The organism is Exiguobacterium sp. CH10 (genome assembly GCF_018617635.1).
Taxonomy (GTDB): Bacteria; Bacillota; Bacilli; order Exiguobacteriales; family Exiguobacteriaceae; genus Exiguobacterium; species Exiguobacterium aestuarii_A.
The window spans coordinates 390,689-409,127 of sequence record NZ_JACSKO010000002.1; the positions used below are offsets into that span (position 1 = coordinate 390,689).

The following is an 18,439-nucleotide window of genomic DNA, read 5'->3' on the forward strand; positions in this document are numbered from 1 at the left end:
GCAATGCAGCAATCGCGTAAATACAATGGCATCATGGATTGGATTACGACGGTTGACCACAAAAAAATCGGTATTTTGTATTTGTTCTCAGGAATCTTCTTCCTCCTTCTCGGTGGAATTGAAGCATTACTGATTCGTTGGCAACTTGTTAAACCAATGAACGATTTCGTCAGCGGTGAAACGTTTAACCAATTAATTACGATGCACGGGACGACAATGATCTTCCTAGCGGCGATGCCGATGCTATTCGGTTTCATGAACGCCGTCGTACCACTTCAAATCGGGGCACGCGACGTCGCGTTCCCATTCATTAACTCATTAGGTTTTTGGTTGTTCTTCTTCGGTGGAGTCATGCTTAACTTGAGCTGGTTCTTCGGAGCAGCACCGAACGCAGGGTGGACAGCTTACGCTCCACTTTCGACACAACCGGAAGCAACAGGGGTAGACTTCTACGCCCTCGGTCTTCAGATTTCAGGTTTCGGTTCATTGATGGCCGGGATTAACTTCCTCGTCACCATCTTGAACATGCGTGCGCCAGGTATGAAGCTCATGCGCATGCCGCTCTTCACATGGACGACTTTCGTTGCATCGGCATTGATCGTCTTCGCATTCCCGCCACTTACGGTCGGATTGTTCATGTTGATGTTCGAGCGACTCTTTGGAGCCGCATACTTCGACCCAGCACTTGGTGGGAACGTTGTCATCTGGGAACACCTTTTCTGGATCTTCGGTCACCCGGAAGTATACATTTTGATCTTACCGGCATTCGGTATTTTCTCGGAAATCATTCCAACATTTGCGCGTAAACGCCTCTTCGGTTACACGACGATGGTCTTCGCGACAATGCTCATCGGTTTCCTTGGATTCATGGTTTGGGTTCACCATATGTTCACAGTCGGTCTTGGTCCAGTTGCGAACTCGATCTTCGCTGTTGCGACGATGGCGATCGCCGTACCGACCGGTGTTAAAATCTTTAACTGGCTCTTCACACTGTGGGGCGGTCAAATTAAATTCAACGTGGCGATGCTTTACTCAGTCGCGTTCATTCCTTCATTCCTCGTTGGTGGGATGACAGGGGTTATGCTTTCAGTCGCACCGGCCGACTATCAGTACCACGACAGCTATTTCGTTGTCGCTCACTTCCACTACGTTATCGTAGGTGGGGTTGTATACGGTCTCTTCGCAGGTCTTTACTACTGGTTCCCACTCATGTTCGGAAAAGCCCTTTCTGAAAAGCTTGGATACTGGCAGTTCTGGTTGTTCTTTATCGGGTTCCACTTGACGTTCTTCCCGCAACACTTCCTCGGATTGTTCGGTATGCCACGTCGAGTCTTCACGTACCTTGGTGGTCAAGGTTGGGACACACTTAACATGCTTTCGACAGCCGGAGCATTCTTCATGGGTGTATCAACGATTATCTTGCTCATCGCTGTTGTGAAAGCTTTCTTGTCAAAAGAACGCGTCAAACCAGACCACTGGGGAGACGGACGTACGCTTGAGTGGACACTTCCTGTTCCGACTCCAGAGTACAACTTTGCACAAACGCCACTCGTTAAAGGACTTGATACGTTCTGGCTCGAGAAAATGGCAGGAAACAAACGCGTGTCAGTCGCTGAAGAAGTTTCGGACATCCACATGCCGAACAACTCGCTCATTCCGTTCTTCATGTCACTCGGCCTCTTTATCGCAGGACTTGGAGCAATCTTCCACTTGGATAACGCAGTCGTCGGTTGGTCATTGATCGGATTTGGATTAGCGATGACGTTCGTCTCGATGTTCCTACGTTCTTGGATTGACGATCACGGCTACTACATTCCGAAGTCACAAGTCGAAGCAGACTTGAAAGCGATTCGTGAGAAAGGAGAACAATAAATGGCACATGCAGTAGAAAAACACCCAGTGACCGGTATCCCGGCCAATCCAGAGAAAGCAACGCTGGAAGGGAAAAATAAATATGTGGCCTTCTGGTTCTTCCTTGGTGGAGAGACAGTCCTCTTCGCCTCGCTCTTTGGAACGTACGTTGGTCTCTTGAACTCTGGTGCGCCAGAGGAGTTACGCTCGTATAACATTTTTGAAATGGAGCTCGTCTTCATCATGACGATGCTCCTCCTCACAAGTTCACTGACAAGTGTCCTTGCGATGATGAGTATGAAAGCAAACAATCCAGGGCGTATGAAGCTTTGGTTGATTGTGACGCTCCTTCTTGGTGCAGGATTCCTTGGTGCTGAGATTTACGAGTTCATTCACTACTACCACATCGGTCACACGTTCACGTCGAGCGCATTCGGTTCAGCCTTCTACACGTTGGTCGGCTTCCACGGCGCGCACGTTACGTTCGGTCTCCTTTGGATCACGACACTCTTGATTCGCAACTGGAACCGTCCAATCGATGTGTACAATGCACCGAAGTTTTATGTATCAAGTCTTTACTGGCACTTCATCGATGTTGTTTGGGTCTTCATCTTCTCAATCGTCTACCTCTTAGGGATGGTGAACTAATATGGAAAAACGAGCAATGAACGAATCGCACAAACAATTAGAGCTTGAAGTAAAAGCAGAATCGAAGCGCGAGTATCAACTTCAGTTGATCAGCTTCGCCATGATGATTTTACTCACGTTCGTGGCATTCGGTGCCGTTTATGCGGAACTGATGCCAGTCTGGGCAGCAGGTGGTTTCTTAATCATATTGGCAGTCATCCAAGTCTTCCTTCAGTTGTATATTTTCATGCATATGAATAACCGTGGGAACACATGGATCGTCGGCATGATGTGGTTAGGCATCTTCGTCGCCATCATCACGGTCGCGGCACTACGCTTACTCATTTGGTAATTGTGACAAAGGATTGAACATCTGTGGAAACACGGATGATTCGGTCCTTTTTCCTTTACTTCAAAAATGAATGAATAGTAATCTTGAAGTGAACGGTTTCAAAGGTTAGGGAGAGAAAGAAAAGGGGTGAACGGATGCTCTGGAATACGTCGGAGCTGCTCAATCAATTTGATTGGCTCACGTTATGGAGTCCGCTGTTCGGATTGCTCATGGTCGGGATTTATGTGTTATACGCCGTCGTGACAGAGAGAATGGCGAAGCGAGGATATGCCTCGACCACGTTATTACAAAAGTTTAGTATGTTGTTTGCGATTGTCTTGTACTATATCGGTTTCGGAAGTCCGATCGATGTGTTGGCACATATCATTTTATCGGTGCATATGTTCCAAATGGTGCTCGTCTATATTTTGGCACCGGCACTCGTCGTTTATGGTCTACCGTACTGGGTGTTTGAAAAAGTACTTAGCTTCAAATTCATTGGGCCAACGTTTAAGTTTTTAACAAAACCACTCATCGCGCTCATTTTATTCAACGCATTGTTCTCGATTTATCACATGCCGGTCGTATTTGACTATGTCTTGACGAACTATGGCGTACACCGCATCTTCCACGGTGCATTAGTCGTCTTTAGTTTGACGATGTGGTACCCGGTCATCGTTCCGCTCGTGACGGACGAAGAGGAAGGCATGTCCGACTTAAAACGAATGGTGTATATCATCGCCAACGGAGTGTTGTTAACACCAGCCTGTGCGCTCATCATCTTCAGTCAAACGACGCTATATAACGCGTATACGGACCCGGAGACGTTCGCTAGGGTACTTGGATATTGTCTACCGAATGGGGACGTGTCGGGGATTAACTTAGAGGCGCTCATGGGAGCGACGAACAGTGCCCTCGAAGATCAACGATTCGGTGGCGTCTTGATGAAACTCGGTCAAGAAATCGTCTACGGCTTCTTCTTCGGCTGGACGTTCTTCGGTTGGGTCCGTCGCACAAAATCTCTTGCGCTGGATGAAGGCATGTCATTCACTCCGCAAGAAACAAACGAGAAAAATTAAACAGAACAAAAGGGGAAACATTGATGAACTATCTTGCCTTAATTAGTGTGTCATTCATTGTCATCAGTGCGATTCTTGTCGCCATCGGATGGGTGATCATCGCAAAAGACCGTAGCAACATCGAAAAACATAAGAAAGTGATGACGGCGGCCGCGATTGCAGCGACGACGTTCTTCATCCTTTACGTCTCACGTACCATCTTTGTCGGGAACACGGCATTTGGGGGACCGGATTCTGTCAAACCGTTCTATCTCGGCTTTATGATCTTCCATATCCTACTCGCGACTACAGGCGGCGTCCTCGGTTTGATCACCTTGTATCTCGGTTATAAAAACAAGATTGAGAAACACCGTAAAATCGGACCGAAAGCATCAGTGATTTGGTTCTTCACAGCGATCACAGGTGTGACGGTTTATATTCTTCTCTATGTGGCTTATGACCCGGGTGAAACGACGAACGTATTCCGCGCGATAATCGGAGGATGATCCATAGAGAGGGAGAGTTGTATGAAACGGAATAGCTATATGACGGTCGGTTTGACTGTCCTGACGCTCGTTGTCATCGGAGTAGCCGTGTATTTTGTATTCTTCAACCAAGACGACTTGCCGGTCATCCAAGAGCCAACCCCGTTCACATTGACGAACGCATTAAATGAAGAAACATACAATTCCGATAATGGAAAAGTAAAAATTGTCACATTCTTTTATACGAACTGCCCTGATATTTGTCCGCTCACGCTACGTGATTTTATGAAGCTGGAGAAAGAGTTGAAGGCAGAGAATCTATACGGTTCAGACGTAGAGCTCGTCGCCATCACAGTCGACCCGAAAGTGGACACGGTCCCCGTACTCAAAAACTACGGGGAAGCGTTCCAGGCGGAGCCAAACGGATGGAAGATGTTGACGGGTGACCAGGTCGACATTGACCGAATCACACGACAGCTGCAATTTTATTATTCAAAGGCAAACAGCGGGCTTGTGACGCATGCGACGACGATGTACGTCATCGACCGTCATCATGATGTTCGTGCCGTCGCTCAGATGGCGACAGCAGGTGATGAACCCGTTGATATCGAATCTATCATGGAGGACGTTAAAGTACTCGCGAATGAAAAGGAGTGATCACCATGAACGATACGATGGCTGTGATTGGGAATGACTATTCATACGGAGACGTGACGATTGCAGAACGGGCGATTGAAGATTTAATCGCATGTAGCGCCATTGAGTTCGGCTTAAAAGAAGTGAAAGTCGTATCTCAATCGAAAGACCATTATGATTATCGAATCATTGCATCTTTACCACTCGTCGAGGCGGAGCGATTGTATCGCTACGTTCGAGACCAATTTGATTTATTGCTCGGTCAGGTCGATGTGACGTTGACCATCATTGCGACCAATTAATATAAGCCCACAGAAGCGAATTTGCTTCTGTGGGCTTTGTTTTATCATCGTATTTATTAGTGAGCTTGATAAAGGATTAATATCATATTTTTTTGTAGGTCATGAAAAAGTTCTGCGAATAAGCAATATCCATTTTCAAAGTCATCTAAATCTGCTTCATCGGAAAGTACGATGTGTGTCCTGAATGACTCGTTCCATTGGGATCGGATATTGCTGATTGCTTGAGGCTCTAATAGATCTCTATCTTTCATTTGATAAGTTGAGATATAAAGAGTCTGTATTTGATCAGAAAAAATCATTCGTTCCAATTCACGAATTGAATCAGGAAGATGAATCATTTTTAACTGGATGCGTGATGCTTCGGCGCATAAGAGGTTACTCTCTTTTTCAAGATAGATTGAATTCTTCAAGGCTGTGAACCTCCGATATAGCCCAAAAAGAAACCCCTTTGCTTATGCAAGGGGTTTGACTTCTAGTGTTTCTGCGAGTGCTTTTAGGCGACGTTCGCAGTCGCGGACGATTTCTTCTGGGAAGACTTCATCGTATTCAACACCGTGTGGATAATAATGCTTCCCTAAAATCGGTGTAAGCATTTTAACAACAGCGTGACGATCTTCGATTTGACCTTCAATGGCGTATACAGGTAAGCGAAGATAGAATGTTTCGCCAGTCGATTGTTTCTCATATTTCATATCATACGTGGCACGCTCATAATCCCAAGCACCTTCACGGATGAAATGATGATGATCCATGATCGTCTCGAGCAAACCAAAACGGATTTCTTTTCCTTCGATGTGGAACTGCTCAAATTTCATCATAATCCCCCTTTTCGAATAAACCTCATATGTCATCATACCATATTCAAAAACGTTCTTGGAATAACGTGTGTTCAAATTGTGAAAAAAAGATGAACGATTGATTAGCTTAGTGTAGTTAGATATTCTTCGATTTTTTGAGGGAGTTTTACCCCGAGTGGGAGCAGTCCTTCCGAACCGAAAAAGACGTTGAATTCCAAAATATAGAATCCTTCTTCCGTCACGATAACGTCAAACGCTGCGTGGTTGATGTGCAACGTATTCGCAATCGATTGAACTTCTTTGACGACGTCTTCAGGAATGTCTTCGTACGAGAAGTTAGCTCCTTGGGCGACGTTATTCAAAAACGCCTCACTGACGCGCCAATACGCACCGACGACTTCTTCACCAATAATGATGACTCGTAAATCACGATCATTTGGGATGAACTCTTGGACATAGAACGTATCATGGTTCTCGACATACTCTAACCAGTCTTGGTCGTTCTTAATCAACCATACCCCTTGTCCCATCGAGGATTTGGCTTTTTTGGCAACGAACGGATAGTGGAACTCTTCCAACACGCGTTCAATCGTGTATGGATTTTTTCCGTAAATGAGCGTCTTCGGAATACGGTGAGGATACGTCGCTTTAAAGGCACGTGTCATCTCGATTTTGTCGTGCCCGAGATGATATGTCGCCGGAGATGGGAAAATGGCTTTGTTCATTCCGTAAATGATGGAGTTGACCATCCAGTACTCGGGGAACAAAACGAGGTCAGCTTCGCGTACTTTATCGAGTTGATCATAATAATATTCAGGCTTCGCATAATCCGTCTTGATTCCGGCTGATCGAATCATATTAAAAGAAACTTTTTTCATATACAGACGCACTGGGTACGTCTATTCACTTCCTTTCTACATTGAACGCCTTGCGGTCAACTTCAATTATAGTGTGGATTGCTTACATAGGGAAACAATTGTGGTAAAATCATGGCAGAAAGGGTGAGGGGTATGATAATCACTGAACAGACGATTGCCCTGCTCGATCAAACTGAAGAATTGACCGATTTGATTGAAGCAAGCGAATCGTTTCAAACATATATTCAAACGAAAGCGGCACGTCTCGCATCACAAGAAGCGAAGGAAATCGAGCGCGAGTTCCTAAAGATGAAAGAGGACTATGAGTACGTCCAGCGGTTTGGGAAGCACCATCCGGACCACGACCGTATCAAAAAAGAGATGCATCTCATCAAACGTCGTCTTGACGTTCAGCCGGAAATCGCTGCGTTCAAAAAAGCAGAACGAAGCTTGGATAAGTTGTTAGGGGAAGTGAGTGAACTATTAGCTCATTCAGTCTCTCCTAAAATCAAGGTCCCGACTGGTAATCCATTCTTTGACGAAGGTGGATGTTCCGGTGGTGGCAGTTGCGGAGGAGGCGGAAGTTGTGGATGCGCCGTCTAAGTTGAATGAACGGATCGGTTTCGTCGTATACGTGAATTCCTTGAAACAAGTGAAAGCGTTAAGACGTTATGCGAATCTGTACTTTGTCTCAAAACGAGAGAAGTATGCGTTTCTTTATACAGACCTCGAAGGTCATGAAGCTGTACTCGAACAAGTAAAGGCATTGCCGTTCGTGGAAGCGGTCGTTCGGAGCGAGCGTCCATTCATTTCCGAAACGTACGAGACAAAATCGAAATAAACAAAAAGATGAAGGTGGCATCACCTTCATCTTTTCTGCTGGAGGGAAAGACATGCGTGTCATATCTGGAGAACGAAAAGGGACCCGTTTAAAGGCGGTCCCAGGAACGGCTACGCGGCCGACAACAGATAAAGTAAAGGAATCGTTATTCAACATCATTGGACCCTATTTTTCTGGTGGGAAAGCGTTAGACCTCTATGCGGGCAGTGGTGGACTTGGCATCGAGGCGTTGTCGAGAGGGTGTGACGAAGCGGTGTTTGTCGACCGTCAACCGAAAGCCGTGCAAACGATTCAAGAAAACTTGCGGGCGACCCACTACGAAAAGAAGGCGAACGTGTATCGTCAAGACGCCAAGTCGGTGCTCGAACAGCTTCGCGCACAGAAGGAACAGTTTAAGCTGATCTTTATGGATCCCCCGTATCATGCGGAAGAGCACGAGGCTTTCTTACGACTGATTGATGAAGCTGACATGTTGATCGATGTTGGCGTCATCGTCTGTGAACACGGGAGCGACGTGACATTACCGGAACGTATCGGACGACTTGAACGAATTAAAGAACAGCGATACTCAGAGGTGATCACCATCAGCTTTTATGAGTATGCATCGATTGAGGAGTGAAACAAATGAAGCGGATTGCGATTTGCCCAGGGAGCTTTGACCCGATCACTAATGGACATTTAGACATTATCGAACGAGCGGCGGCCATCTTTGACGAAGTCATTGTCGCCGTCCTTGAAAATTCCAGCAAGGCCCCACTATTTGATGTGGAAGAACGATTAGCACTCATCCGAGAGGTGACGACACATCTTCCGAACGTGTCGGCTGACGCGTTCGGTGGACTTCTCGTCGAGTACGCTGCGGAGCGAGAAGCGGCAACAATTGTGCGTGGATTACGAGCCGTATCTGATTTTGAATATGAACTTCAAATCGCATCAATCAACAAGAAATTGAATGAGAACGTAGAAACATTATTCATGATGACGAACAGTCAATACTCATTCCTCAGTTCGTCCATCGTGAAAGAAGTAGCGAAATATGGCGCATCAGTTAATGAACTCGTCCCAGAGCAAGTCGAAGTCGCGTTACGTAAAAAGTATCAAGTGAGTTCGGGACAATGAAATCACTAAAAATCGGGCTTGGTCTGCTTGTCACTGTTCTTCTATTTCTCTTCGTTCCGCTCCCTTATTACATCTCTTCACCTGGTGCGGCTACCTCGATCGAAGAGTTCCTGACCGTCGAAGGTGGCGAAAAGGATGAAGGGGAATTGATGATGGTGACCATCTCGCAACGGAGAGCGACACCGTTTTGGTTAGTGGAGAGTTGGGTCACACCGTTCACAGAAGCCAATTTATCTAGTCGTTATTTATACGATGGAGAAAGCGAGGCGGACTACGACAGACGTCAACAACTTTTGATGGACTCCTCTCAACAAGCGGCAATCCAATATGCTTATGAGCTCGCTGACGAAGAAGTGACGGTCGATTTTGAAGGAATTTACGTCTCTGCGCCGATTCCGGGCTCTCTCGCAGCCAACGTCTTAAAGCCGGGCGATGTCATTACGGCAATCAACGGCATGTCATTTGCGACACGTATGGACTTTTTAAATCGGGTGATGGAATCGGATGCCGGTGATGAAGTCGAGCTGACAATCGAGCGAGACGGGGAGGAGCGTGTCGTGCAGACGCTTATTCAACCGATTGACCAAAGTGGTGACCGCGTCGGGATTGGTATTTATGAGCCACTACCTGTCCAAGAGATCACAGCAGACCCTAAAGTCGATGTCGCTTTGACGAATGTCGGGGGACCGTCCGCAGGATTGATGTTCACGTTAGAAATTTATGATCAGCTGACGCCGGGCGATTTGGCGAACGGAAAGCGAATCGCTGGCACGGGAACCGTCGATGAGGAAGGAAATGTCGGACCAATCGGAGGCGCGTGGCAAAAGATTGTCGCAGCGGACGAGGAAGGGGCCGAAGTCTTTTTCGTCCCGGCCGGTTCCAATTATGAGGAAGCGCTTGAATCGCGCGACCGTCTCGACAGTGACATAGAAGTCGTCCCTGTCAAGACGGTCGAAGATGCAATCCGTTATTTAGAAGAGATGAACTGAGGTCGCTGGCGGTATTCAATCAATGTGTCGTTATGAAGCGGCAGTCGATACGCCTCGGTGACACGCGCTTCAAAATCGAGCCGTTCATCGTATTTACCGATGAGCGGCAACTCTTGTTTCACATCACGTAACGCCAAGCGACCGATGTCGTTAAACGCGAGCGGTCTCACATAAGGGACATCGTCAAAACGTGTCGGTGCTTCTTCTTTTAACCAGTGCAGAAGAACGGACACGAACGCCCGTTGAATTGATGTGCGTGTATAGCGACGTGTCGAAACGGATGTGAGGGCTTGTTCAAACGACGTTTCGAATCCGGCTCGTTTAAGGCGAGGTGCGAGGGAAGTGTCAATGCCGACGAGCTCAGTCAATGTGTGAAGCGGTAGCGTCCTAAGTTTGTATTGTAAGACGGGCCAATACACTTCCCAATGCGTCATCGATTGCGACTGGAACATCGCTTCTGTCGATGCCGGGACGGCACGAACTTCACCCGTTTCTAGGTAATGGGCCCGGATGCCGGTGGCCGACATGACGTCCGTGAGTGAGGTGTCGTGATAATCTGCCCCGAGACGCTTCACCGTATGTAACTGAATCGTCTTTGCTGCTTTGGCGTAATGATACGCCAAAATATTGTTAGGGCGTGTCAAATCAAACGACGGATAGACGGTACGGAAAGCCCGACTCGAAGCTTGCGCCGACGAATGACCTTCTTGTAGTGCTTGGTGGAGTGCCTCTTTATATAGAGGTGTCTCTTCGACATTTGACTGCGCTGCATGAAGGATGGCGTCGACATCTCCGCTTTCGCTTCCGAACGATAGCGTTTGGCATCGGAGTTGTTCGGCGATTGAGACGGCAGACATGGCGAAGCGATCCGCCCGTTGTACCCCATACTTGGTCGGTAGTTCGACGACGAGGTCGATTGCCCCGCTCTCGACGGCCGCTCTTGCCCGTTTCCACTTATCGAATGAGGCTGGTTCTCCTCGTTGAGTGAACTGGGCACTCATGATGGCAATCATGGCATCAGCCCCGGTTTCTTGACGTGCGGTTTGCGCTTGATAATAGTGTCCGTTGTGAAACGGATTGTACTCTGCGATAATGGCCGTCTTTTGCATGATTTACTCCTTTGCATTGTCGTATGGATTGGTGTAAGATGAGTAAGTACGCTTTGGCAAAGCGCCGTCGTCAACTGATTTTAGTGTAAAGAAAAAACATTGACAAAACAAGTTGGCCTATCTATAATTCATATTGTTGCAATTGAGGTGATTCGGATGAAATGGTCTATTGCACAGCTACTTAAGCTCCGAAACCAGGGTGACGGTTTTACGATCGATGAGATTGTAGAACTACCAGAGCTGACTCAGCTCCATCCGGATATCCGTTCGATTCGCCCGGTGCATGTGCACGGGGATGCATCGTTCACATCTAATCAAGTTACATTCAATCTGAAGATTCAAGGTGATCTGACGTTGCCAGATGCGCGAACGTTAGAAGACGTCACTTATGAATTTGATATTGAATCGCTCGAGCCTTTCTTTTTGGAGAATGGGCGTTATACGGAGCAATTCGATGACGTGAATTTGCCAGAAGGAAATACAATCAGTCTTGTACCGATTGTAAAAGAGCTCATCATGTTAGACGTCCCGATGCAAGTTTATGGGAACGAAACAGACAAAACTCAGGTTGAAGGGGAAGGCTGGACGCTCACTGACGAACAGCCGGATGCCCAACCAAAAATTGACCCGCGATTCGCGGGACTGGCCGACCTGTTCTCGAAAAAAGAGAACGAGGAAGGTTAACTTTTCAAGGAGGTGGACAACGATGGCAGTACCATTCCGTAGAACGTCGAAAACTCGCAAACGTCTTCGTCGTACTCACTTCAAACTCAACGTACCTGGTATGAACGAGTGCCCGAACTGTGGCGAAATGAAACTTTCACACCGTGTTTGCAAATCTTGCGGACATTACAACGGTAAAGAAGTAACAAGCAAATAATGCGAGAAGAAGTGATCTGATATCAGGTCACTTCTTTTTTTGTTTGTCATTTTTGGGTCATGGCGAGAAGATGTGGTAAACTTTTTGTGCGAAAATAGTTCTATTCAGGAGGAAAGCATGTATGAACTCCATTAAACGGATTGGCATCATCGGGAACGGGGCGGTCGGACTATTGATGGCATCCTTGTTCGCTGATGATTATGAGGTGACGGTATATGGACGAAGTGGATCACCTGAAAAGATTTTAATCACACGAACGGGTATGACGAATGGGTCAGCATATGTATCGCTACAATCTAGTGCCACATTAGAAGAAACTGACCAAGATCTCTTTTTTGTCACGACGAAAGCCCATCAAGTCGAACAGGCTACGGCACGACTCTCTGGAGCGGTTCCTGTCTTCATTTGCTCGAACGGGATTGCCCATCTAGATTATGCGAAACAACATGGTTTTCATTTAGGCGTCGTCGAACACGGGGTGACGAAACAAGGAAACACCATCGAGCATCGTGGACTCGGGCGTATTCGAATCGGGAGCATGACAGGTCTCCTTCCAATCACACTTCAAGATAGTTCCCTTCAGGTCATCTGGGAAGAAGACATCGAACAAGTCGTAATCGAAAAGCTATTTGCGAATGCGATCATCAATCCCATCACAGCATTATGCCGTGTTCCGAATGGGTCGCTCGTAAACGCTCCATATCGTGAGATTGCGCATTCCATCTACGAAGAACTAACGCCGCTCTTTTCAAAGCGTGTCTCGTATACTTATATCGAGTCGATCATCGAACGCACTGCCGAGAATCGTTCTTCCATGTTACGTGATCTTGAAGAAGGTCGACCGACAGAAGTGGATGCGATTCTAAAACCAGTGATTGAGAAAGCCGAACAAATGAAGATTTCACTTACAGTCATCCCATTGCTACATAAACTGATTATAGGAGCGAGCGCATCGTGCTAGTGTATATCGTTTCATTTCCACTCATCTTATGGTTTATGGTGTATATGATACTTAGAAAAATTATGCCGAAATCAATCAACTCATTCAAACTCGCCTGCGATGCCGGGGTCGTACTCTGGTTCTATGCATGCGGCGTTTTACTTGAGGCCATCTTCGGGACGGAAGTGTTTCTTCTATTGCTTGCGGCATGTTGCGCCATCTTTCCGATCAATGCGATCTGGCAGCGGATTCGTTATGAGGAAGTGTTGTTCACGAAGATGTTCGTCCACGGCTGGCGCTTGCTCTTTTTACTCCTAGTCCCGACGCATGCGATTTTGTTTGCGATCGGCGTGGCCCAAGAAATGATTCGTTGATTGATTGAAAGGAAGTTGTTATACGTGAAGGTAGAAGCATTTGATGCCCTATATGCACCCACATCCCCGATGATACAAATTGAAGAAGGGTACGGGCGCTGGCTCGATTATCGAGGCATGGATGAAGTCGAGAAGCGCGCAACGGAGATTGCAGGACGCTCATACGACCATCTCCATGAACTCGTCCACATTTTAAAACAGCAGCAACGGCAGTTCGGGGACCTATCGGAACGTCTATCAGCGAATCTTGATTTGCTCGAACAGCGTGAAGCATATGTTATGGTGACCGGTCAACAAGTCGGCGTGTACGGAGGCCCTCTGTTCGCTGTATATAAATTGCTAGCGGTCATCAAACGAGCGAAAGAGGCGGAAGCGAAGCTCGGCAAACCGGTCCTTCCGATTTTCTGGATGGCGACGGAAGATCATGACTTCGCGGAAATCAATCATGTCTTCACGACCCAGACGTTTTCGAGAACGTTAAAAAAAGATGCACTATCCACGCTTCCGCTAGCAGGGAAAGCATCTGTAGGGGAGCTTGAGTTCGACCGAGTGAAACTTGAACTGGTACAAATGGCGCAACGGATGTTGTTGAACGAAACGGAGACACCTCATACATTACGTCTATATCAGGAGTTGATTGAACTCATTCAAGGAAGTCATTCGTTCGCGCAGTTCTTTGGAGGAATGATGCGCCGTTTCGTAGGGAACGACTTTTTGTTGTTTGACCCGCACGCGAGAGACGTACGCGAACTTGAACGTCCAATGTTCCGTCGACTGATTGAGCAACATGACGCATTGCAACAAGCGCTTGTACATGCCTTCGAAGACGGAATGCCAGCCGTCGAGTTAAATAAAGAGGCGGCGCATCTTTTTTACCATGACGGGACGCGTGAGTTGCTCACAAAAACCGACTCGGTGTACACGACAAAACGTGGACATCGATTCACGGAGACCGAATTGCTCGATGAAATCGAGGCACACCCGGAACGCTTTTCAAACAACGTCGTCTCTCGACCGCTCATGCAAGACTATTTATTTCCGACGCTCGGCTATGTCGCCGGTCCAGGAGAAATCGCCTACTGGCTACAACTCCGTCCGTTATTCCACGAGCTTGGATGGAAAATGCCGGTCCTATTACCTCGCCTCGGTGGGTTAATCGTCTCGAGTAACGATGAAAAGAAATTACGACAAGAAGGCGTCACACTTGAGGAATATATGAAGCAACCACTACCTGATCATCCGTTTGATGATGAGGCGTTCGAAGCGAAGTTATATGCGTATCGGACACTCACGGAGGCGGTCAGCCAGGAAGCACGCAGTCACGGCAGACGATTTGAGTCGAAGTCGAGACACGTTCTTGAACGGTTGGCAGATGAGATGCGTGCCGAGGCAAAACGTGATCAATATCGATTGAACGCACGCCGCATTCATCTTTCGACTCGACTTTTCCCAATGAATGCGCCTCAGGAGCGTATTTTATCGATGGTCCCGATGTTGAATCGACATGGTTTGGATATTTTTGAGCGGATGAAGCACGCTTATGAGCAATCGGAAGCGGAGCGATGTTTGTTCAAGGTATAACCTTTTTTTGAACAGCTCTTGACATTTGTCAGGAGCTTTTTTTTGTTGTTACCTTTTTGTTTCCTCTTTTCGCTAAAAACCTGTACGGACCTTGACATTTTTATGATAAAGTAAGTGTAATAAAACAGTTGAAATATGTAGGTTGAGAGGGTTTTTTGAATGTTTGAGCATGAAACGGTTTTAAAAATGGAGTCCATTGAAGGATTGAACATCAAACCAGATGGTATATATGTGGACTGTACGTTAGGTGGAGCGGGTCATAGTGAAGAAATCGCCAAGCGTCTAACGACGGGACAACTATATGCGTTCGACCAAGATGACGTCGCGCTCGCGCATGCGAAAGAGCGATTGGCTCCTTATGAAGGCCGTGTGACGTTTATAAAGAGCAACTTCGTTCACTTGAAAGAAGAACTCGCCCAACATGGCGTGACAAAAGTGGACGGCGTACTATTCGACCTAGGCGTTTCTTCGCCACAGCTTGATGAGGCAGAACGTGGATTCAGTTACAATTACGACGCGCCGCTCGATATGAGAATGGATCGCTCGCGAGAGTTTTCAGCTTATCATGTTGTGAATGAATGGTCGTTTGGAGAACTTGCTCGTATTTTCTTTACATACGGGGAGGAAAAGTTTTCAAAACAAATCGCACGAAAGATTGAGCAAGCCCGTGCCGATAAACCGATTGAGACGACGTTTGAGCTTGTCGACTTGATTAAAGAAGCGATTCCTGCACCAGCAAGACGTAAAGGCGGTCATCCAGCGAAACGAACGTTCCAAGCGATTCGAATCGCCGTCAATGACGAGTTGAACGTATTTGACCGTGCCGTACAAGATGCGATTGATTTACTCGCAGTGAACGGACGCATCTGTGTCATTACATTCCATTCGTTAGAAGACCGAATTTGTAAACAAGTGTTTAAAGAACGGAGCCAACACCCGCCGTTACCACCAGGATTGCCGGTCATCCCGAAAGAGTTCGAACCAGAACTCAAGTTGATCACACGCAAACCAATCGTGGCGAGTGAAGGAGAACTCGAAGATAACCGTCGTTCACGCTCGGCAAAACTGAGAGTGGCCGAAAAACAAAAATAATCACTTTGTAGGAGGGATACCTGATGCCAGAAGCTGCCCGTAAGGCGTTGCAGCCTCAAGTTACACCGAATCGAAATCCGATTCCGCAAGAACGACCAATACCTGCTCCAAAACGACGCACGTTGACCTTGTTTGAATCGATCCTGTATCCAGTGATGATTGGTTCAGTGGTCATGTTCGGTGGCATCACGGTGTCAAAACACAACGAAGCGTATAACATTATGCGTGATACGGCAGCCGTCAACCAGCAGGTAAATGGGGTTGCAAAAGAAAACGAAGAACTAAAGTATGAAATCGCCCAACTAAGCTCGCCAGAACGAATTTACGCGATTGCCGAGAAACTCGGAATGAAATTCAATGAGAAGAACGTCAAGGTGATTGATTGATGAATTCTCTACAACAGAGTAAAAAAAGAGTGGCGTGGGTAGCGATTGTCTGCTTCACCCCACTCTTTTTATTTTTTGTCGGATGGTTTCTTTACTTGTCTGTCACGCATACATATAAAGGCGAGAATATGTTGGCGTTCGCTGAAGAGCAGCGGTGGAAGGCAGTCAGTACGTTAGAAGCCGAACGAGGCGAAGTGTACGACCGTTTTGGTCAACCAATTGCCATCAACATTCCATCGTATCGACTTGTCGCCGTGTTAAAACTTGGTGGCGAGCGGGTCGAAGGGAAGACGCTCATGCCAAACGAGTTCGAAGAAGCCGCGAAACAACTCGCGACCGTGCTTCCGATGACAGAGGCCGACATCTTAAAGCGACTTGAGCAAAATGTCGACCGCGGCCAAATCGAGTTCGGTGTTCCGGGACGTGATTTGACCGTTGAACAAAAAGAAGAGATCGAAGCGTTCGAACTTCCGGGTATCACGTTCGTCGAAGAACCGAAACGTTACTACCCGAATAAAGTATTCGCATCTTCGGTCATCGGCTATGCGCAAAAGATTGACCAAAACGGTCGAATCGAGCTCGTCGGTGAACTCGGGATCGAAAAATCGCTCAACGATATTTTAAGTGAGTCGTATGGCTTGTATCGATTCGAAAAAGATTTGGCAGGACGTGAGCTCGTCTCGAGCGACGAACAATTAAAAATCGAGCCAGAAGACGGCGCGGATGTCCAACTGACGATTGATCATCGGATTCAACAGCTGCTCGAGACGAAGATGAATGAGTTATATGAGGAGTATGAACCGAAAAATGCGACGGCCATCATCATGGATCCGAAAACAGGGGAGATCATCGCCTTATCGGACCGTCCATCTTTCGACCCGAATACGCGTGAGATTTCCTCATACAGTAACTTCTCGGTATCGTCTCGCTTTGAGCCAGGGTCAACGATGAAAATTTTCACGTTGGCGGCTGCGATCAACGAGGGCGTATATAACCCGAACGAGTTGTACAAGTCAGGATCATACAAGTACGGCAAGACGGTATTCAATGATTATAACATTACTGGATGGGGTACCATTCCTATGGTAGAAGGCGTCTGGCACTCGTCGAACGTCGCGTTCTCGATCTTAGCGAACGAACGACTCGGTCTCAGTCGCTATGAAGATTACTTTAAAGCGTTCAAGTTCGATCAACGGACCGGAATTGATTTACCTGGTGAGGTAAACAGTCAATTCGACTTCGAGAGTCCGATGAACGTCTTGATCACAGCTTGGGGACAATCGACCGCGGTGACACCGATGCAAATCTTGCAGGCGACATCTGCGATTGCAACGGACGGCACGATGAAACAACCGCACGTCATTAAGAAGATTGTCAACAGCGAGACGGGCGAAACGATTCGGACGACGAACCCGAAAGAGGTCGGTCAACCGATCACTGCAGAGACTGCGAAAAAGACGCGTGAAGCACTTGACGGTGTCGTCAATAGCGATGTGGGAACAGGCCAATTGTATGCGTTAGATAACTATCAAGTGGTCGGGAAGACGGGTACTGCCCAAATCGCTGAGAACGGAAAGTATTTGAGCGGACAGTACATTCACTCATTCGTCGGGATGGCACCGGAAGACGATCCGGAACTCGTCATGTATATCGCGGTCGATCGTCCGAACAGTGACTCGTCAACAACGGGTCCACGCATCATGGCACCACTCTTCAAAGATGTGATGGATGTCGCGTTACGTTACCGGAGTGTCGAGCCTGAAAAGCAAGAAAAAGCGGTTGAGGCCTCGACAAAGACGGTGACATCGTATATTGGTAAAAATCGTGAAGATGTCGTAAAAGAGGCGACTGACAGTTCGTTCAATCCGATCGTCTTAGGTGACGGGGATGAAGTGACGGCTCAAAGTCCTGTAAAGGGACAATCTTATGTCGTCGGTGAACGACTGTTGCTAAAAACGAGTAATTCGTTTACGATGCCAACATTAAAAGGGTGGTCGTTACGTGATGTGAAACGTCTAGCGACGCTCTATCAATTAAATTTAGAAATCGATGGTACCGGATTTGTCACATCGCAATCGATTGGCAAAGGGAAACCTGTCAAAACGGGTGCCTCCTTGAAAGTGAAATTGGAGACACCATCGAATTAACGCACGAGATGAAGAGGGCTGCGGCTCTCTTTTCCTA

General features: G+C 47.2%; 24 protein-coding genes. 20 read left to right on the forward strand and 4 right to left on the reverse strand.

Annotation, left to right across the window (positions count from 1 at the left end):
• Window positions 1-3 precede the first annotated feature (3 nt).
• The 7 genes from ctaD (at window position 4) to KNP04_RS08810 (ending at window position 5,290) form a co-directional block, all read left to right on the forward strand.
• Complete coding sequence (gene ctaD, locus KNP04_RS08780; protein ID WP_214875821.1) at window positions 4-1,872, forward strand: cytochrome c oxidase subunit I; 1,869 nt, start codon at window positions 4-6, stop codon at window positions 1,870-1,872.
• Complete coding sequence (locus tag KNP04_RS08785; protein ID WP_214875353.1) at window positions 1,873-2,499, forward strand: cytochrome (ubi)quinol oxidase subunit III; 627 nt, start codon at window positions 1,873-1,875, stop codon at window positions 2,497-2,499. It abuts the gene before it with no gap.
• 1 nt (window position 2,500) lies between these two features.
• The gene (locus tag KNP04_RS08790) at window positions 2,501-2,830 is read left to right on the forward strand and encodes a cytochrome C oxidase subunit IV family protein (protein ID WP_214691743.1); all 330 of its coding nucleotides are present in this window, start codon (window positions 2,501-2,503) and stop codon (window positions 2,828-2,830) included.
• Window positions 2,831-2,964: 134 nt separating this feature from the next.
• Complete coding sequence (locus tag KNP04_RS08795; protein WP_214691744.1) at window positions 2,965-3,888, forward strand: cytochrome c oxidase assembly protein; 924 nt, start codon at window positions 2,965-2,967, stop codon at window positions 3,886-3,888.
• Between the two features lie 23 nt (window positions 3,889-3,911).
• The gene (locus tag KNP04_RS08800; RefSeq protein ID WP_214691745.1) at window positions 3,912-4,373 is read left to right on the forward strand and encodes a DUF420 domain-containing protein; all 462 of its coding nucleotides are present in this window, start codon (window positions 3,912-3,914) and stop codon (window positions 4,371-4,373) included.
• Window positions 4,374-4,394: 21 nt separating this feature from the next.
• Window positions 4,395-5,009 carry an SCO family protein gene (locus KNP04_RS08805; protein ID WP_074034929.1) on the forward strand — a complete coding sequence of 205 codons (615 nt, stop codon included), beginning with the start codon at window positions 4,395-4,397 and terminating at the stop codon, window positions 5,007-5,009.
• 5 nt (window positions 5,010-5,014) lie between these two features.
• Window positions 5,015-5,290 (forward strand): hypothetical protein, encoded by a 276-nt coding sequence (locus tag KNP04_RS08810; RefSeq protein ID WP_074034927.1) that lies wholly within the window; start codon window positions 5,015-5,017, stop codon window positions 5,288-5,290.
• Between the two features lie 56 nt (window positions 5,291-5,346).
• Here the strand turns inward: KNP04_RS08810 and KNP04_RS08815 are convergent, their stop codons facing one another.
• The 3 genes from KNP04_RS08815 to KNP04_RS08825 form a co-directional block, all read right to left on the reverse strand.
• Complete coding sequence (locus KNP04_RS08815; protein ID WP_214875354.1) at window positions 5,347-5,700, reverse strand: hypothetical protein; 354 nt, start codon at window positions 5,698-5,700, stop codon at window positions 5,347-5,349.
• A 42-nt stretch (window positions 5,701-5,742) separates the two neighbouring features.
• Window positions 5,743-6,105: a YugN family protein gene (locus tag KNP04_RS08820; protein WP_015881291.1), complete on the reverse strand. Its 363-nt coding sequence runs from the start codon at window positions 6,103-6,105 to the stop codon at window positions 5,743-5,745.
• A gap of 104 nt (window positions 6,106-6,209) precedes the next feature.
• Complete coding sequence (locus KNP04_RS08825) at window positions 6,210-6,965, reverse strand: ATP-grasp domain-containing protein (RefSeq protein WP_214819579.1); 756 nt, start codon at window positions 6,963-6,965, stop codon at window positions 6,210-6,212.
• A 132-nt stretch (window positions 6,966-7,097) separates the two neighbouring features.
• Between KNP04_RS08825 and KNP04_RS08830 the strand changes: the two genes are divergently transcribed.
• The 5 genes from KNP04_RS08830 to KNP04_RS08850 are packed head-to-tail and all read left to right on the forward strand — an operon-like array spanning window position 7,098 to window position 9,893.
• On the forward strand, window positions 7,098-7,547 hold the full coding sequence (locus KNP04_RS08830) for a YlbF/YmcA family competence regulator (protein WP_015881293.1): 450 nt from the start codon (window positions 7,098-7,100) through the stop codon (window positions 7,545-7,547).
• Complete coding sequence (locus tag KNP04_RS08835; RefSeq protein ID WP_143406649.1) at window positions 7,531-7,785, forward strand: YlbG family protein; 255 nt, start codon at window positions 7,531-7,533, stop codon at window positions 7,783-7,785. The genes KNP04_RS08830 and KNP04_RS08835 overlap by 17 nt, the downstream gene beginning before the upstream one ends.
• 52 nt (window positions 7,786-7,837) lie before the next feature.
• On the forward strand, window positions 7,838-8,404 hold the full coding sequence (gene rsmD, locus KNP04_RS08840; protein ID WP_214875355.1) for a 16S rRNA (guanine(966)-N(2))-methyltransferase RsmD: 567 nt from the start codon (window positions 7,838-7,840) through the stop codon (window positions 8,402-8,404).
• Between the two features lie 5 nt (window positions 8,405-8,409).
• Entirely contained in the window at window positions 8,410-8,904 is a 495-nt protein-coding gene (gene coaD, locus KNP04_RS08845) for a pantetheine-phosphate adenylyltransferase (RefSeq protein ID WP_214745622.1), read from the forward strand.
• Window positions 8,901-9,893 (forward strand): SepM family pheromone-processing serine protease, encoded by a 993-nt coding sequence (locus tag KNP04_RS08850; RefSeq protein ID WP_214819584.1) that lies wholly within the window; start codon window positions 8,901-8,903, stop codon window positions 9,891-9,893. The genes coaD and KNP04_RS08850 overlap by 4 nt, the downstream gene beginning before the upstream one ends.
• On the opposite strand, the gene KNP04_RS08855 is transcribed toward KNP04_RS08850, so the two are convergent.
• Complete coding sequence (locus tag KNP04_RS08855) at window positions 9,872-11,002, reverse strand: tRNA(Met) cytidine acetate ligase (RefSeq protein ID WP_214875356.1); 1,131 nt, start codon at window positions 11,000-11,002, stop codon at window positions 9,872-9,874. The genes KNP04_RS08850 and KNP04_RS08855 overlap by 22 nt on opposite strands.
• 156 nt (window positions 11,003-11,158) lie before the next feature.
• Here KNP04_RS08855 and KNP04_RS08860 point away from each other — a divergent pair, with 156 nt between their 5' ends.
• From KNP04_RS08860 to KNP04_RS08895, 8 genes are all read left to right on the forward strand, one after another.
• A complete protein-coding gene (locus KNP04_RS08860) occupies window positions 11,159-11,686 on the forward strand; it encodes a YceD family protein (RefSeq protein ID WP_214875357.1) in 528 nt (175 codons plus the stop codon).
• Between the two features lie 22 nt (window positions 11,687-11,708).
• Entirely contained in the window at window positions 11,709-11,882 is a 174-nt protein-coding gene (gene rpmF, locus KNP04_RS08865; RefSeq protein WP_015881300.1) for a 50S ribosomal protein L32, read from the forward strand.
• Between the two features lie 121 nt (window positions 11,883-12,003).
• Window positions 12,004-12,843, forward strand: a complete 840-nt coding sequence (locus KNP04_RS08870; protein ID WP_214875358.1) for a 2-dehydropantoate 2-reductase — start codon at window positions 12,004-12,006, stop codon at window positions 12,841-12,843.
• On the forward strand, window positions 12,843-13,196 hold the full coding sequence (locus tag KNP04_RS08875; protein ID WP_353047924.1) for a DUF3397 domain-containing protein: 354 nt from the start codon (window positions 12,843-12,845) through the stop codon (window positions 13,194-13,196). Before KNP04_RS08870 ends, KNP04_RS08875 begins: the two co-directional genes overlap by 1 nt.
• Before the next feature lie 69 nt (window positions 13,197-13,265).
• Window positions 13,266-14,777 (forward strand): bacillithiol biosynthesis cysteine-adding enzyme BshC, encoded by a 1,512-nt coding sequence (gene bshC / locus KNP04_RS08880; protein ID WP_214875359.1) that lies wholly within the window; start codon window positions 13,266-13,268, stop codon window positions 14,775-14,777.
• Window positions 14,778-14,936: 159 nt separating this feature from the next.
• Window positions 14,937-15,869, forward strand: a complete 933-nt coding sequence (gene rsmH, locus KNP04_RS08885; protein ID WP_214745610.1) for a 16S rRNA (cytosine(1402)-N(4))-methyltransferase RsmH — start codon at window positions 14,937-14,939, stop codon at window positions 15,867-15,869.
• Window positions 15,870-15,892: 23 nt separating this feature from the next.
• Complete coding sequence (ftsL, locus tag KNP04_RS08890) at window positions 15,893-16,255, forward strand: cell division protein FtsL (RefSeq protein WP_214691757.1); 363 nt, start codon at window positions 15,893-15,895, stop codon at window positions 16,253-16,255.
• Window positions 16,255-18,402: a penicillin-binding protein gene (locus KNP04_RS08895; protein WP_214819591.1), complete on the forward strand. Its 2,148-nt coding sequence runs from the start codon at window positions 16,255-16,257 to the stop codon at window positions 18,400-18,402. Before ftsL ends, KNP04_RS08895 begins: the two co-directional genes overlap by 1 nt.
• The last annotated feature ends 37 nt before the right edge of the window (window positions 18,403-18,439 follow it).

Excerpts from the sequence above, each read along its gene's own strand:
- rsmH (WP_214745610.1), top strand. The coding sequence starts at position 14,937 with ATGTTTGAGCATGAAACGGTTTTAAAAATGGAGTCCATTGAAGGATTG.
- KNP04_RS08795 (WP_214691744.1), top strand. The coding sequence starts at position 2,965 with ATGCTCTGGAATACGTCGGAGCTGCTCAATCAATTTGATTGGCTCACG.
- KNP04_RS08810 (WP_074034927.1), top strand. The coding sequence starts at position 5,015 with ATGAACGATACGATGGCTGTGATTGGGAATGACTATTCATACGGAGAC.
- KNP04_RS08860 (WP_214875357.1), top strand. The coding sequence starts at position 11,159 with ATGAAATGGTCTATTGCACAGCTACTTAAGCTCCGAAACCAGGGTGAC.
- bshC (WP_214875359.1), top strand. The coding sequence starts at position 13,266 with ATGATACAAATTGAAGAAGGGTACGGGCGCTGGCTCGATTATCGAGGC.
- KNP04_RS08870 (WP_214875358.1), top strand. The coding sequence starts at position 12,004 with ATGAACTCCATTAAACGGATTGGCATCATCGGGAACGGGGCGGTCGGA.
- rpmF (WP_015881300.1), top strand. The coding sequence starts at position 11,709 with ATGGCAGTACCATTCCGTAGAACGTCGAAAACTCGCAAACGTCTTCGT.
- KNP04_RS08850 (WP_214819584.1), top strand. The coding sequence starts at position 8,901 with ATGAAATCACTAAAAATCGGGCTTGGTCTGCTTGTCACTGTTCTTCTA.
- KNP04_RS08825 (WP_214819579.1), bottom strand. The coding sequence starts at position 6,965 with ATGAAAAAAGTTTCTTTTAATATGATTCGATCAGCCGGAATCAAGACG.
- KNP04_RS08805 (WP_074034929.1), top strand. The coding sequence starts at position 4,395 with ATGAAACGGAATAGCTATATGACGGTCGGTTTGACTGTCCTGACGCTC.
- ftsL (WP_214691757.1), top strand. The coding sequence starts at position 15,893 with ATGCCAGAAGCTGCCCGTAAGGCGTTGCAGCCTCAAGTTACACCGAAT.
- KNP04_RS08895 (WP_214819591.1), top strand. The coding sequence starts at position 16,255 with ATGAATTCTCTACAACAGAGTAAAAAAAGAGTGGCGTGGGTAGCGATT.
- KNP04_RS08790 (WP_214691743.1), top strand. The coding sequence starts at position 2,501 with ATGGAAAAACGAGCAATGAACGAATCGCACAAACAATTAGAGCTTGAA.
- KNP04_RS08855 (WP_214875356.1), bottom strand. The coding sequence starts at position 11,002 with ATGCAAAAGACGGCCATTATCGCAGAGTACAATCCGTTTCACAACGGA.
- KNP04_RS08785 (WP_214875353.1), top strand. The coding sequence starts at position 1,873 with ATGGCACATGCAGTAGAAAAACACCCAGTGACCGGTATCCCGGCCAAT.
- rsmD (WP_214875355.1), top strand. The coding sequence starts at position 7,838 with ATGCGTGTCATATCTGGAGAACGAAAAGGGACCCGTTTAAAGGCGGTC.
- KNP04_RS08820 (WP_015881291.1), bottom strand. The coding sequence starts at position 6,105 with ATGAAATTTGAGCAGTTCCACATCGAAGGAAAAGAAATCCGTTTTGGT.
- KNP04_RS08800 (WP_214691745.1), top strand. The coding sequence starts at position 3,912 with ATGAACTATCTTGCCTTAATTAGTGTGTCATTCATTGTCATCAGTGCG.
- coaD (WP_214745622.1), top strand. The coding sequence starts at position 8,410 with ATGAAGCGGATTGCGATTTGCCCAGGGAGCTTTGACCCGATCACTAAT.
- KNP04_RS08830 (WP_015881293.1), top strand. The coding sequence starts at position 7,098 with ATGATAATCACTGAACAGACGATTGCCCTGCTCGATCAAACTGAAGAA.
- ctaD (WP_214875821.1), top strand. The coding sequence starts at position 4 with ATGCAGCAATCGCGTAAATACAATGGCATCATGGATTGGATTACGACG.